The 14,437-nt window shown below is 61.0% G+C and carries 13 protein-coding genes; 1 reads left to right on the top strand and 12 read right to left on the bottom strand.

What is annotated here, in order from left to right; translation table 11 throughout:
• Nucleotides 1-112: 112 nt before the first annotated feature.
• From L8V00_RS01285 to glmS, 5 genes are all read right to left on the bottom strand, one after another.
• The gene (locus L8V00_RS01285; protein WP_269943989.1) at nucleotides 113-1,525 is read right to left on the bottom strand and encodes a serine/threonine-protein kinase; all 1,413 of its coding nucleotides are present in this window, start codon (nucleotides 1,523-1,525) and stop codon (nucleotides 113-115) included.
• Between the two features lie 21 nt (nucleotides 1,526-1,546).
• Entirely contained in the window at nucleotides 1,547-2,230 is a 684-nt protein-coding gene (locus tag L8V00_RS01280; RefSeq protein ID WP_041626214.1) for an FHA domain-containing protein, read from the bottom strand.
• A gap of 6 nt (nucleotides 2,231-2,236) precedes the next feature.
• Entirely contained in the window at nucleotides 2,237-3,088 is an 852-nt protein-coding gene (locus L8V00_RS01275; RefSeq protein ID WP_269943988.1) for a hypothetical protein, read from the bottom strand.
• A gap of 391 nt (nucleotides 3,089-3,479) precedes the next feature.
• Entirely contained in the window at nucleotides 3,480-5,213 is a 1,734-nt protein-coding gene (gene alr, locus L8V00_RS01270; protein WP_269943987.1) for an alanine racemase, read from the bottom strand.
• Nucleotides 5,214-5,291: 78 nt separating this feature from the next.
• Nucleotides 5,292-7,154 (bottom strand): glutamine--fructose-6-phosphate transaminase (isomerizing), encoded by a 1,863-nt coding sequence (glmS, locus tag L8V00_RS01265; RefSeq protein ID WP_269943986.1) that lies wholly within the window; start codon nucleotides 7,152-7,154, stop codon nucleotides 5,292-5,294.
• A gap of 61 nt (nucleotides 7,155-7,215) precedes the next feature.
• On the opposite strand from glmS, the gene L8V00_RS01260 reads away from it, so the two are divergent.
• Complete coding sequence (locus L8V00_RS01260) at nucleotides 7,216-8,091, top strand: dienelactone hydrolase family protein (RefSeq protein ID WP_035003060.1); 876 nt, start codon at nucleotides 7,216-7,218, stop codon at nucleotides 8,089-8,091.
• Between the two features lie 54 nt (nucleotides 8,092-8,145).
• Here the strand turns inward: L8V00_RS01260 and L8V00_RS01255 are convergent, their stop codons facing one another.
• The 7 genes from L8V00_RS01255 to L8V00_RS01225 form a co-directional block, all read right to left on the bottom strand.
• Nucleotides 8,146-8,385, bottom strand: a complete 240-nt coding sequence (locus L8V00_RS01255; protein WP_237746216.1) for a hypothetical protein — start codon at nucleotides 8,383-8,385, stop codon at nucleotides 8,146-8,148.
• On the bottom strand, nucleotides 8,382-9,935 hold the full coding sequence (locus L8V00_RS01250) for a hypothetical protein (RefSeq protein WP_269943985.1): 1,554 nt from the start codon (nucleotides 9,933-9,935) through the stop codon (nucleotides 8,382-8,384). The genes L8V00_RS01255 and L8V00_RS01250 overlap by 4 nt, the downstream gene beginning before the upstream one ends.
• Complete coding sequence (locus tag L8V00_RS01245) at nucleotides 9,932-10,240, bottom strand: hypothetical protein (RefSeq protein ID WP_049049762.1); 309 nt, start codon at nucleotides 10,238-10,240, stop codon at nucleotides 9,932-9,934. Before L8V00_RS01245 ends, L8V00_RS01250 begins: the two co-directional genes overlap by 4 nt.
• 174 nt (nucleotides 10,241-10,414) lie before the next feature.
• Nucleotides 10,415-11,758: a phosphoglucosamine mutase gene (glmM, locus tag L8V00_RS01240; RefSeq protein WP_035003055.1), complete on the bottom strand. Its 1,344-nt coding sequence runs from the start codon at nucleotides 11,756-11,758 to the stop codon at nucleotides 10,415-10,417.
• Between the two features lie 160 nt (nucleotides 11,759-11,918).
• Nucleotides 11,919-12,479: a 30S ribosomal protein S9 gene (rpsI, locus tag L8V00_RS01235; protein ID WP_005291842.1), complete on the bottom strand. Its 561-nt coding sequence runs from the start codon at nucleotides 12,477-12,479 to the stop codon at nucleotides 11,919-11,921.
• Entirely contained in the window at nucleotides 12,479-12,922 is a 444-nt protein-coding gene (rplM, locus tag L8V00_RS01230) for a 50S ribosomal protein L13 (protein WP_034984948.1), read from the bottom strand. The genes rpsI and rplM overlap by 1 nt, the downstream gene beginning before the upstream one ends.
• 297 nt (nucleotides 12,923-13,219) lie before the next feature.
• Nucleotides 13,220-14,155 (bottom strand): PRC and DUF2382 domain-containing protein, encoded by a 936-nt coding sequence (locus L8V00_RS01225; protein ID WP_035003054.1) that lies wholly within the window; start codon nucleotides 14,153-14,155, stop codon nucleotides 13,220-13,222.
• Between the last annotated feature and the right edge of the window lie 282 nt (nucleotides 14,156-14,437).

Genomic DNA, 14,437 nt, shown 5'->3' with positions numbered 1-14,437 from the left:
GGTGAACAAGTTTAGGCCTCTTGCGCGGCCAGCTCGAATTGGTTCTTCAGCAGGCCCGGCATCTAGAGCTGCGGTGAACAATCTGGTTGCTACTGCAGCCAAGCATTGATCATTAACAAATCGGAAGTTTCAGACGCAGGTCCTCAGCATTCTCGCCGGAGACGATAATCCCGTAGGTAGAAAGATCACCTTGAGGGAACACCCCGAAAGCAGAATCGCTCGATTCCATTGGCATAGTTAACGCGCTGCAACGACTCGACTTCATTGTTTGGGCACCTTCAGCTGGAACCACAGCATCCCTAGCTTCAACCGAATCGAAGTGGGCGATGACAACACTAAGTCGATCCGAATTACAAGCAATGCGGGCAAGCTCGCCCGTGCCAGGTTCTCGATGTTCACACGACGTAGACTGCCAACCTGCTCCCCCAGATTTCTCGCTCACGATTTCCGGAAACTTACCAGCTAGCCGCGCATCTTCACCTTCCCATTGAGATGCGGAAAAATGCCAAACGCCCGCTGAAACGATCGTGGCAATTACAACCACAGTTGCGACAAGCGTGAGGAGCTTCTTGGAAAGAGCGCTTCGCCCTACATCTCGCACCAAATTCGCCGACTGATGCGCAGCAGCTGCAGACTGCAGAGCAGAAATAAACTCCGAAGCGGTAGCGAAACGCTTGTGCGGGTTAACGGCCAAAACCCTCGCAAAAACTCCGTTGACAGCCTTAATGTTCGAAACATCCGCTGGATGCATCAAGTGACTTTTAAGTTCTGGCACGGGGCGGTTCACCGCCCATTGCTCGTCCGTTACGGAGCCACGAACGTAGATGCCTGTCAACAGTTCAAAAGCAACCAGGCCCAGTGAATACTGTTCACTCAACGCGTTGGGTTGGGGAGGTTTCGTCACGTCCTTCGTAGCCAACAATTCGGGAGCAGTGTAACCATCCGTGCCGATACGCATCCCTACCCGGGTCATGCGCGTAGATTCCCGATCAATCGCAATACCGAAATCCGTCAGCAAAGCCGGAGGGTCGTTCACATCGGAAGATGGCAACAGTATATTTGCCGGTTTGATATCGCGATGAACCACAGGATTCGGTAGCGCCGCCAGATAATCGAGTGCGCTAGCAATCGGCGCCAAGATTTGCGCAACTTCCTGAACAGCAAGTGGCTGGCGAATGGCTCGGCGTCGGCGCAAGAAGTCGTGGAGATTCTCGCCTTCGATGTACTTCATCGCGAAGTAAGGAAAGCCGTGTGCAGTCACGCCCCCGTCGTACACAGGAACAATCGCAGGATGATCCAGCGCTGCCATCGTACGCATTTCCGCATGGAATCTATTGACATATTCGGTGTCGGAGACGCGATCGTGTGACACCACCTTGATTGCCACAGTTCGATCTAGGTTTTGCTTGTAGGCGCGAAATACCGTGCCCATTCCTCCTTGTCCAAGTTGCTGGACGTTCGAATACCCTAAGACACTTAAGTCATTCAAGAAGTCTTCAGGCGCAGGGGGATGGGAAAGATTCATGGTGAATATGGACAGGTAGGGTTAAGCGTACAAATGCGGATTCTCCGCAGCGAATTTCGCAAGCACAATTCGCCACGGGACGTTCACACCATCTTGAAACTGTGGAACACCCAACCTTTTCAGAGTCTCCGCTATGTACTGGATTTTCTGTGAAGTTTTCTTTTCTCCCCAACCTAGTTGGCCTGCAAGGTCTTTCACAGAGGGAACTACGATACGCGGATCCGCACTTGGATCACGGTGAAGTGGCGCCGCTAGTGCAGCTAATACCTGCTGTTGCTCGATATTCGGATCGAATGTGCCCATAGTAAACGGCGCCAACGGGACATCCATTCGCGGAATGGATTCAACTGGTCGGGCAACCGTCACCTCAAGCTCATACTGGAGGTTTCTCGTCGCAAACAGAATAGAGTTCACACCTGCTGGAAGAGGCCATTGCGTTCTGGGAGTAAGACGAACAGGTGAATACTTGGTGGTTCTATACGACGGCTGAATGGTAGCGGAAATAAAACTGCCTACGTTGCGAACCATCCACATTCCGTGATCACACCAGAAATGCAAAAACGCGCGATGCATAGAGGGGTCGTCTACCCCAATTGGGAATTCAGACGCCCGGCCAAGGGTCACGCTCGCTGTTTGCGGCACAACCCTGCGGGTCCCAATCAAATCATCGACGATAAGGTGGGCTCCATCATTGGCAGCTACCATTTCAGCCTAAGCAACGATCACAGGCTGGCTGATGTTAAACGGCTTGTACCCCGGTATTGCGATCTCAATTTCAAGGGTGAATTTCCCCTCCTTTTCAAGGTTGTAGGCAATGTTTGCTTCGGAGTAGTCCGACAGCTTTATATCCTTGTTCTCAAACTTGATCTCGTCGTAGTTCACATTCTGATAGCCAGGAAGCCACTCGGGACGAACGTTTTGTCCCTTCAAGACATCGGAACCACTTTCATCGAGCAGCTTGAAACTAAGTTCTGCCCACTCCCTTTCTTCGAAAGGAACCTTCGAGAGGTCGGCTGCAGCAATCTTTAGCTCAAGCTTTGACCCCTTCTTGTACTGCATGATTCCGTTACGTTCTGCACGTGGCACAGTGACCTGCAGCTCAGAAAAACCATAATCTGGCATTTCAGGATAGGAAGTGACGATTTCCTCCGGAGAACCTGGGCCCGCTTCGTCCTTGGTCAAACGGAACTTTCCGTTGCTCAGCTCCAAGGACTTCGCTGGATCAATCAACGTTGGCTCAGCTTCTTTTTCATTCTTTGCGGAAGTAGTAGGAGTTTCAGCCTCAGAACTCGTGGACTCCGGGGTAGAAGCTTCTGCACTCGAGGACTGCACCTCAAAAGACTGCTCCGCCTGCGGAGCTTCGTCCTTTGAACACGCGGCAGTCGACAGGGTAGTAATTGCCGCAGCCCCCAACGCCAGCAACTTCTTTGGGACGGTCATGTGAGTACTCCTCGAAAAATTATCATCGTCAGGCATTCTCTCTTGGGAATCATACCTCTGAGCAGACTGCGGAAATGCAACTGTCCGCTTGGTCGGGTCGTTGAGGGACATGTCGTTACTCATGAATCCATCATTGCTCGCTGCCTGGAACATTTGTCGCTCTGTAGGGAGCACTCCCCAGACGCGGAGATACGCGGTTAGGTCTTCACGCATCGGTCTTAACGCATCGGCCTCAACACATCACCAGTTCAGCGAACCCCGACCAACTAGATCTGATGTGGAGTACCAACAAAGACAAGAAGTCCCCGAGAGGCTCTCGCAGTAAACCTCTCAGGGACGGTATACGACTGGCGGGTTGATCAGGCCCGTAAATGCCAGCGTCTTGTGAAACACCCCTCACGGTGATTCGTCAACTATCATTGCACGGCCAAGCTTCTCAAAGCAACCCCGTCCGAGAGGTTCCCCAGTTTCTCCTAAGAATTTGCCAGGAAGTGTCCAGCCGCTCCCAGTTGAGCTAGGCCCAGCGCCACGTGACGGTGCGTGCGTCCGTGGCCGAAGCTTCAGGATTTGCCGGGTCAGCGGCGCTTTCCACGCCACCGGCAGTGCCGTCCACGCTACTCCGGTCGATCTGCACGTCAAGCACTTTATCGCTTAGGGGCTCCACCACTCCGCGACCCCATTCGGCAACCACGACCACGTCGTCGATATCCGCGTCTATGTCCAAGCTCTCCAGGGCGTCTAGCACCTCGTTGCGGTCAATGTGGCGCCCCGGCTCGATGCCCTCCTCCACGTCCGCGCCCAGCAGGCGGTAGGCGTCCATGTGCAACAGCCCCACCCCGCGCTGCCCGGCGCGGTGAGTCCGCACGATGGTGAACGTCGGCGACTGCACGCGCCCCTTCACTCCCAGACCAGCGGCCAGCCCCTGGGTCAGGGTCGTCTTGCCCGCACCCAGCGGACCGGAAAGCACCACAACGGTCCCGGCATCCAGCTGCTTGCCCAGCTGCTCGCCGAGAGCCCGCATGTCATCGGCAGTCGCAGCAGCGCAGGAACCGTCGGCGGAGAAATCCGGGCGGCCACCCTTAAATACCTTCTTGACCCTCGGCCCCCGCGGCATCGTCAGCACCTCGTAGCTGATCGTGCCCGCCAGCTCCGCGAACTCGTCTGCACTGTTGCCACCCTCGCCGAAGATCACCGCCCAGTCACCCGGTTTCACGTCTGCGGCGCCGTTGGTAGATCCTTCAGCACCATCGGCCGGCCCCAGCTCCACGACGATCTGATCCATGCATACTCGCCCGATCTGCGGATATGTTTTCCCGTTGATCGTCACCTGCATCTTTCCGGATACGCTTCGCGGCAGCCCGTCGGCGTAGCCGAGCGCCACCACGGCGGTGCGGGTATCGCGCTGCGCCCGCCAGGTGTGGCTGTAGCTCACGCCCTCGCCCTTCGGCACCACCCGGGTTGTGGTGACGCGGGCGCGCAGTGTCATCGCCGCCTTTAGTTCAACGCCCACGCCGATTGGGTCGATGCCATATAGTCCGACGCCCGGTCGCACCAGCTCATAAGCGAGATCAGGGCGGTGCAACGTAGCCGGTGTGTTTGCAATGTGATTGCGGGGCACCTGCAGGCCACGGGAGCGGCAGAACTCGATCGCTTCTGCGAAGCGGGCAGCCTGCAGGTTGTTCGCCTCCGACTTGGGATCGTCGGCGCTGGCCATGTGGGTCATCACGCCGGTGACTTCCACCAGTTCCGTCTTGGATGCCAGCAGCTCAACAGTTTCCCGCCACTCGGCGGGGCTCACCCCGGAGCGGGAAAGGCCAGTATCCACCATGAGCGTCACCCGCACGGGAGCACTGACCTGCGCCTCCTGTTGCGCCTTTTCGGCCTGATCCACCAAGGAACGCGCGTGCGCCAGCGAGGGCACGCCAACGTTAATGTCCGCGGCGAATACCTCCGCCAGGTCCTCATCGGGTGTCCACATCCAGGCAGTGATCGGCGCGGAAGCGTAGCGCTCCCCCAGTCCCTGCAGAATCTCGCGCAGGTGCAGAGCCTCCCCCAGCGTGGCCACGCCCAGCTGTTCCACCCCCGCGTCCAGCATTGCGGGCGCCACCACGTCCACCCCGTGGTTGTACGCATCGGCCTTCACCACGGCCAGCACCCCGGCGGGGGCCGCGGCCTCCCGGAACACGCGCACATTATGCGCGATGGCATCCAGGTCAACGACTAGTTCCGCAAGGTGACGATCCGACATGTTCATAACCTTAGCCACCCTTCCTGGGATTCCAGGAAAGGGGCACGGCAGGGGGCGTCACTAAGAAAGAACCCCGAACTATTCGACGGTGACGGACTTGGCCAGGTTGCGCGGCTTGTCGATGTCTTGGTTGCCGCACTGGCGCGCGATGTCGGCGGCCAGGAACTGCAGCGGCACCGTGGACAGCAGCGGCTGCATCAGCGACGTGGTGCCCGGGATCTCCAGCAGCCAGTTGGCGTACGGGCGCACGGCCTCGTCGCCTTCCTCTGCGATGACGATGGTCTTCGCACCGCGGGCACGGATCTCCTGGATGTTGGAGACGATCTTGGAGTGCAGCACCGGGCGGCCGTTCGGGCTGGGCACCACGACAACGACGGGCAGGTCGTCCTCGATCAGGGCGATCGGGCCGTGCTTCAGCTCGCCGGCGGCAAAGCCCTCCGCGTGGATATAGGCCAGCTCCTTCAGCTTCAGCGCGCCCTCAAGAGCGACCGGGAAGCCCACGTGGCGGCCCAGGAACAGCATGGTTTTCACCGGGCCGAGCTCCTCGGCCAGCTGCAGGATCTGCTCGCGCAGGCCAAGGGTCTTCTCGATCTTCTCTGGCAGAGCCTCCAGCGAGTAGAAGATCTCCGCGATTTCATCGGCGTACTTGGTGCCACGGGCCTGTGCCAGGGCCAAGCCCACCAGGTAGTTGGCGGCGACCTGCGCCAGGAAAGCCTTCGTGGAGGCCACGCCGATCTCGGGGCCGGCGTGGGTGTACAGCACGGCATCGGACTCGCGCGGGATCTGCGAGCCGTTGGTGTTGCAGACGGCCAGCACGCGGGCGCCCTGCATCTTCGCGTGGCGTACGGCCTCCAGCGTGTCGGCGGTCTCACCGGACTGGGACACGGCCACCACAAGGGTGCGCTGGTCCAGTACCGGGTCGCGGTAGCGGAACTCGCTGGCGACCTCGATCTCTACGGGCAGGCGCACCCAGTGCTCGATGGCGTACTTGGCCAGCAGGCCGGAGTGGTAGGCCGAGCCACAGGCAACGACGAAGACCTTCTCCACGCCGCGCAGGTCCTCGTCGGAGAGGCGCTGCTCGTCCAGCACGATGCGGCGGCCGTCGAAGTGGCCTGCCAGGGTGTCGCGGACGGCGGCGGGCTGCTCGTGGATTTCCTTCATCATGAAGGAATCGAAGCCGTCCTTCTGCGCCGCATCCAGGTCCCAGTCGATGGTGAAGGGCTTGCCCTCCACCGGGTTGCCGTCGAAGTCGTAGATGTCGTAGGAATCGGCGGTGATGACCACCGCGTTGTCCTGGCCTAGCTCTACGGCGTTCTTGGTGCGGTCGATGAAGGCCGCTACGTCGGAGCCGAGGAACATTTCGCCCTCGCCCACGCCGACGATCAGCGGGGTGGAGCGGCGCCCTGCAACGATGGTGCCCGGGTGGTCGTCGTGGACGAACAGAACGGTGAACGCGCCGTCCAGGCGGGAGAGGACCTTCAGCGCGGAGGCCTGGAAGTCGCCCGCGGTTTCGCCTTCGTTGTAGGCGAGCGCCAGCAGGTGTGCGGCGACCTCGGAGTCAGTCTCGGATTCCAGCTCGATGCCCGCGGCCTCGATCTCCGCGCGCAGGGTGGAGAAGTTTTCGATGATGCCGTTGTGGACGATGGCGGCCTTGCCGTCGAAGGAACGGTGCGGGTGTGCGTTCACGTCGTTCGGGCGACCGTGGGTTGCCCAGCGGGTGTGGCCGATACAGGTAGAGCCGTGGAAGGAATCGCGACCGACCTCATCGATGCGGTCGATGAGGTTTTGCAGTTTGCCTTCCTTCTTTTCGAGGTGCAGGGAGCCCTGCTCGACAACTGCGATGCCAGCGGAATCGTATCCGCGGTATTCCATTCGCTCCAGCGCATCCAACCCGATTTGGAGGGCCTCGGAGTCACCTACGTAGCCAACAATTGCACACATGCCTCTGACGATACACAATGGCTTGTCCGTTTCGGTAAGCTGTGGGGCTGTGGCAGATAAGATGAAGAACCTGATTACTCGTTTGGGCAAGCGTGGCCCGCACCGCGTGATGGTCGGTGACCTGAACTTCGCTGGAATTCCGGGGCGCGTTTACACCCCGGCGGAAGGCAACGGCATCCCCGGCATCGCTTTCGGGCACGACTGGCGTGTCGGCGTGGATGCGTACCACGCGACGCTGCGCCACCTGGCCAGCTGGGGGTTCGCAGTGGCGGCGCCGGATACGGAGAAGGGCCTCTCCCCAAACCACCGGGGTTTTGCCGCTGACTTGGAGACCGCGCTGCAGATCCTGGCTGGTGTGCGCCTGGGCAACGGCAACGTCACGGTGCAGCCGAACGAGCTTTACCTCGCTGGCCACGGCATGGGTGCTTCGGCTGCCGTGCTGGCTGCGACGGGTCGCCGCCACCGTAGCGAGCTGAAGGGCTACGATACTGAGCCCACCATCAATGGTGTGATGGCCGTGTACCCGGCGGATACTTCCCCGGATGCGACGGAGGCCGCGAAGTATGTGAAGGCTCCGGGGCTGGTGCTGGAGGCTGGCCGTTTGGGCGAGACCCCGATGGGTAACGCCAAGCGCATGGCCGCCCACTGGGGCGGGGACGTTGTCTACCGTGAGCTGCTGGGTGCTTCCTCCAGTGGCTTCCACGAGAAGTATGGCCGCAACTTTGCTCTGGGCGCCGGCCTGCCTCAGTTCAGCCAGCAAGAGCTGGCTCGCGGCCTGATGACTGGCTTCGTTCTGGCCGAGGATGAGAAGAAGTACGCCTCCTTCCGCGATAGCCACGCCGAGCTGAAGAAGACCCGCACCGCCACCCAGCACGAGCTGTACAAGAACCTGCCAGAGAACGTGGATCTGGACGAGCGCCTGGCGGAGATCTTCTAGGGCTCAGATTCTAAGAGTTCGACCTCTTTAATCTAGCTCTTCAAGCTAGGCCTGTTAGTCGAAGATCCGTCCGCGCACTCCGCGGGCGCCAGTGCTCGCGGTCGCGTTCACATTTGCGCTCGCATTTCCGACTGTCTTATTTGCCTTGTCCCCCTGAGCCTTCTTGGCCTCCTCGAGTTGGCGTGTGCATTCCTTGAGGGTTTCCTCGAACTCACGCACCGATTCCTCTACTTCTGCCATGTAGTCGTCGACGATGCGCTGGTAACGCTCTGTTAGTTCTTCCCTACTGGTCACCACTCACCGCTCCTTTCGATATTGACGCCCACTGCCGCAGCCCCCGCAGCAGCCAATTCCACAGAGGCGCCTGTCATTTCAATGGATGCAGCTCCCGCTGCCGATACCCACACGTCCGGAGTCCACTGCTTAGAGGGCGCCGGCTGCGGCTTTGGATGATTCTCCACATTTGGCTCCGGTGCAGGTTCCTGGCTGGGTGCTGCGGGCGTGATCGGTTCGCCCTTCGTATCGCTTGACGGCGGTGTCGGTGCCTTGTGCTCAGGTTTCGGTTCTTCGCATTGCTGCGGTGGTTCCGGCTTCGGCTCCGGTTTCGGCTCGGGCTTCTGCTCCTCACAGGGCTCAGATGGTTCCGGTTCCGGCTCTAGCTTCGGCTCTGGCTGTGGGTTTCCAACCGGCTTCTGCTCCACCTCCTGCTCTGACTTTTCACAGTGCTCCGCCAGCTCGGGCTTAGGTTCCGGTTCCGGACACGGCTCCGGCTTCGACTCCGGGCACGGCTCAGGCTCTGGCGTTGGTGGCTCTGGCGTTGGTTCCGGCGCCGGCTCCGGGGCAGAAGCTGGACAGTGATCCGCCGGTGGAGCCAGCGCCTCCGTCGCACAGTGCACGATCTGCTCCCACAGCCTCACCGCCCCCTCGACGTTGATCTGCAGAGAGCCAGCCAGCGGAGGAGCCAGAGGCGCCGGTGGAGCAGGCGGCGGAGGCGGCGGCACCAAGGACTGCGCGGGCATAGGCGGCGGTGCAGGCGCGGGCTCTGGGGCTGGCACAGGTGCAGGCGCGGGCGCCGGTTGCGGAGCCTGAGCCATAGCCGTCTGCGTGACCACCTGAGCAGCCGCCTGTGGCGCGGGGTGTTGTGAAGGCCCCGTCTCACACGGTTGCTCGGCCGCCGGAGGGGGCGTCACTACCTTCTTCGGCGCTGGGTAATCACCCTCAGGGGACTTCACAGGCTCCGGGCACTTGGTCTCGGCAGGCTTGGGATCCTGACAGACCGTCTTGTCCGAATTGCCGGGCTCGGCGGCGGGCTTCGCATCGCGGATCAGCTGATCCATGGTTGTATCCAGGCAATTGTTGCGGCTGCGCAGAATATCCTCCGAGAGCTTCCCCGCCAACTTCGCCAGCAGATCGAGCAACGGCTTTCCACCGCTGATCAGGCCGACCGCCGCCATGCCGAAAAGCTCCAACTTCTCGGCAATATCCTCGATCAGACTCACCGAGTTCTCCGAGGTCGTGCCCATAATCTCAGCGGTATCCCGCACCGCCACACAACGATCCTGCACGCAGTGTTCGTGGTTCAGCTGCTCCTTCCCCGCCTTCTCCGTCGCCGTCCCCGGCTGTGCATCGCCCGTGCCCCTCAGGCTGTCTTTCACGCACGCCTCTGCGGCCAGCTCCGGCGCCTGTTGTTTCTGGTTGCTCGCCGGCCCAAGCGACGTAAGGATCGTCTCTGGGTTCATGCCGTTGGTAAATGACGCCGCAGCCTTCGCCCCCTCCACGTCAGCGCCAAAGCCGGCCATCACAGCGAGCGCAGCGTTCAGCCGGAGGTCCAGAGAGCCCGTCATGCCCAGCCACCCCCTGCGTTCAGGCTGGCGGAGTTTTCCTGCTCGGCCTGCCCCACGCGATCCACCAGGCCCGTCAGGTCCTCGCCTGCCTGAGCCAGCCTGTGGGCGTGGTTCACCCGCACGTTGTGCCCCCGATCAACTAGATCCAGAAACTGCTGCGCCTTGGCCTGCAGTCCCGTGCCGAACGCGGCCACCGGCACGGTCGGCCGGTTGCCATCCAAATGATTCGCCCAGTTCAGCTGCGCATCCCGCAACTCCGCCACCCGATCGGCGGCGGGCACTGGATCTATGTGTAACTCTCCCACGGTCTCATCCCCCTTCGAACTCCCCTGCAGCGCTCAGCACTAATGTCCCGCACAAGCGCCTCACACAAGCGCTTCGCGCTGCACAACAAAACATCCGCACAGTTAGACTGCGCGGATGTTAAAAAGGTTCGCCGGAATTTCCGGGGGTCTTGGGGCTGTCGTGAGAGTGTGCGCCTAAACCTCCGCCACCACGGCTGCGAGCTTCCCCGCGATGCGACGGGCCGTGCCCGGATCGGCGGCCTCCACCATCACGCGGAACAGCTCCTCGGTGCCGGAAGGGCGCAGTAGCACGCGGCCAGCGTCGCCCAGATCCTCCTCCGCCTTGGCGATGGCCTCGACCACGCGCTCGTCGTCGGCGATCACGGATTTATCCGCCACCGGCACATTGATCAGCGTCTGCGGCAGAACCGTCATAACGCTGGCCAGTTCGGACAGCGGCTTGCCGGTCTGCGCCATGCGCGCCATCAACGTCAGTCCCGTCAGGGTGCCGTCGCCGGTGGTAGCGTGCTCGGAGATGATGACGTGGCCGGACTGCTCGCCGCCCAGCGAAAGATCAGAGGCCAGCAGCTCAGCCAGCACGTAACGATCGCCCACCTGCGTCTCCAGCACCTTGATGCCGTTGGCCCGCATGGCCAGCTTCATGCCGAGGTTGGACATGACGGTGGCCACCAGGGTGTTCTGCTTCAGCTCCCCGTTTTCCTTCATCGCCACGGCCAGGATCGCCATGATCTGATCGCCGTCTACGACATTGCCCTCGGAATCCACGGCCAGGCAACGGTCCGCATCACCGTCGTGAGCCAGGCCCAGATCCGCCTGGTGCTCCAGCACGGCCTTCTGTAGAACTTCGATGTGAGTGGAGCCCACCCCATCGTTGATATTGAAACTATTCGGGCGGCTGTGGATCGCCACAACGTCCGCGCCGGCCTGGCGGTAGGCCTCCGGGGCGGCAGTGGAGGCCGCGCCGTTGGCACAGTCCACCACCACGCGGATGCCATCCAGCGGGTGGTTAATCGCCGTGCCGACATGAGCCAGGTAGCGCTCCAGGGCGTCGTTGGACTCATCCAGGATGCGGCCGATCGCCGCGCCGGTTGGGCCCGTCTCGGGCAGCTCCAGCATGGTGGCTTCGATCTCGTCCTCCACGTCGTCCTGCAGCTTGCGGCCACCGGCAGCGAAGAACTTAATGCCATTGTCCGGCATGGGGTTGTGGGAGGCGGAGATCATCACGCCCATGTCGGCGCCGAAGTCGTCGGTGAGAAAGGCCACGGCCGGCGTCGGGATCACACCAACATCCAACACGTCCACACCCTGCGAGGCCATGCCCGCCGACAGAGCGGCCGTCAGCATCTCCCCCGATACGCGCGGATCGCGGCCCACCACAGCGGTCGGGCGGCGGCCACCCACTTCCTCCTTGGATACCAACACGCGCGCGGCGGCGGCACCCAGCTTCATCGCCAGCGGCGCGGTCAGCTTCCTGTTCGCCAGGCCGCGCACACCATCAGTTCCGAACAATTTACCCATAGGGCGAGATCTTACCCGGCCACCCCGCAGGTCGGGTGGGTGCCACTCCCGTGTAAAGGCAATTCATCCGAAAGCTAGACAAAAGGGAAACCCCCACGTCCCAACCGAAAAGTTGATCGGTTGGGGCGTGGGGGCGTCGCCACCAAAAAGATGGAGCGATTTAGCGCTTGGAGTACTGCGGTGCGCGACGTGCCTTGTGCAGGCCGGCCTTCTTGCGCTCCACGGCGCGAGCGTCGCGGGTCAGGAAGCCAGCGCGCTTCAGGTCGGTGCGCTCTGCCGGGTTGTACTTGTTCAGTGCGCGGGCGATAGCCAGGCGGAAAGCACCAGCCTGGCCGGAGGGGCCGCCACCATTCAGGTTGGCCTGGATGTCGAACTGGTTCTCGCGGTCCAGCAGGACCAGCGGAGCCTTGATCAGCTGCTGGTGCAGCTTGTTCGGGAAGTAGTCCTCCAGGGAACGGCCGTTGCACAGGAACTCGCCGGAGCCCGGAACCATGCGGACGCGGACGACGGCCTCCTTGCGGCGGCCAACGGTCTGGATGGTGCCCTCGAAGACGACCGGCTCAGCCTCAACCTGCTCAGCCTCGTCCTCGGAAGCGATGGAGTCACCGATGGTGGCAACGAACTCTTCGTTCACTGCGTCGGTAGCGGTGTACTCGCCCTCGAAGTTCTCCTCGACAGCAGCGTTCTGCTCGTCGGTTACGTTCTCGTTGTACTCAGTCATTACTGTGCCACCTGCTTGATCTCGTAGGTCTCAGGCTTCTGGGCCTCGAAAGTGTGCTCCGGGCCAGCGAAGACGCGAAGCTTCTTGATGGACGCGCGGGACAGCTTGTTGTGCGGCATCATGCCCTTGACTGCCTCCTCGATGACGCGCTCCGGGTGCAGCTCCAAGGAACGACCCAGGGACATGGTCTTCAGACCACCCGGGTAGCCGGAGTGACGGTAGCGCATCTCACGCTCGCGCTTGTTGGAGGAAATGTGGACCTTGTCCGCATTGATGATGATGACGTTGTCGCCGCAGTCAACGTTTGGTGCGAAGTAGGGCTTCTTCTTGCCGCGCAGCAGGTCAGCTGCGGTAACAGCAAGACGACCCAGCACCACGTCGGTGGCGTCGATGACGTACCACTTACGGGTGATGTCACCGCTCTTCGGGTGGAAAGTAGTCACAGGGGACTCCTTAAAGTCTTGATCTTGGAACTGCCAGCCAGATGAACACTTAAACGTGAAGTACGTGAGTGCTTCTGCGGCGGCCGGTTGGGACCCGCAGAAATGCATGCGCCCGGGCAGGCCGGGCACTGTGCACACAACCCTTGGGAGTTTAGTGCAGGTTGGCGCGCAGACCAAAACGCCTACCTGGGCGCGCGAGCTGGTCGCCGCCAACGTTGCACAGTAAAGAACCCCGGCTTTAGCTCTCCCCTGCCATTGGGGAGGGCGAGCCGGGGCTCTGTCGCTGAGTCCTTGTTGTTACTTACGGACGTCGCCGTCAAGGTTGGAGTCGATCTGCTCCTTGCGGACCTCTTCGGTGTGACGCTCGGTCTCGGTGATCTGCTCCTTGTTCAGGGATACCTTCTCCACCGGGACGGTCTCCTTGTTCACAGAGACACGTTCTTCGTTCAGGGTGACAGAGGCTTCCTGACCAGCTTCGTCGATGTTGCCCTTGAGGTTAGCTGCTTCTTCCTCGGAGATCGGAGTGCGCTCGACGCGAACCTCTTCGCGGGTGACCGGAACCTCTACGGTCTCGGTGTCGGTGACTACGTACTTGCGCAGGCGAGCCTCGCCGGTCTGCACCTTGTCCTTCTGAACATTCAGGCGCTCCTCGGAGCGGATGATCTCGCCCTCATTGTTCACGGCAGCCTCGCGGTTGGCGGCGTCAGTGTTAGCAGCTTCGCGCTCGGTGGCACCCGCCTGGTCCGCGTTCGCACCTGCAACGCCTGCACCAGCAACACCTGCGCCTGCAGCACCCACGCCAGCGCCAGCAGTGGTGTTACCACCGGCAGCCTCGTGGCGATCCAGGGTGGAGCGCTCCTCGCCTGCATCCTTCGCGCCTGCATCCTGGTTGCCAGCGCCCTCGCCGTAACGGGTGGTGTCCTCAACATTGTCAAGGCCGTAGTGGCGGTAGATCTCGTTCTGCTGCTCCGGGGTCAGAGCCTGGTCAGCGTCGAAGTCCGGCGCGTCCTTGACGCGGTCCTTGGCGAAAGCCAGGTTCAGGTTCTCGCCGTCGAACTTGTGGCCGCGCATCGGAACCAGGCTGGAGTTCATGCCGAACAGGCCGTGGTTAACCTCAACGAAGGTGGGCTGGCCGGACTTGTCGTCAACGAAGATTTCCTTGACGCTGCCCAGCTTGTCGCCAGCGTTGTCGTATGCGGTTGCCTTGAAAAGATCCTTGATGTCGTTGCTCATTTTGTTAATAAATCCTTTCACCTTGTTGGTACGCAATACGGGGGTTTGTCTTGCTTGGTGAGTACCAACAGTGGGGAATTACGTAGTGGTGTAACAACAGCAGTGGTGTAGCTGATTGTTGTCGTCTTTCCCGTACACAAAAGACGCTACGCATGGTTTTATTAACACTTCAACCAAAATGCTTTCCAATAGGCATGAAGCTAGATTTATCCACCCATTCTCCCAGGTCATTGCAAACATCACGATTGTGTCAAGTTTTCTAGCACTGCAACCCGCCCGCTT

Source organism: Corynebacterium evansiae (assembly GCF_027570065.1).
In the GTDB taxonomy this organism is placed as follows: domain Bacteria; phylum Actinomycetota; class Actinomycetes; order Mycobacteriales; family Mycobacteriaceae; genus Corynebacterium; species Corynebacterium evansiae.
This window is presented reverse-complemented; position numbering and strand designations above follow the sequence as displayed.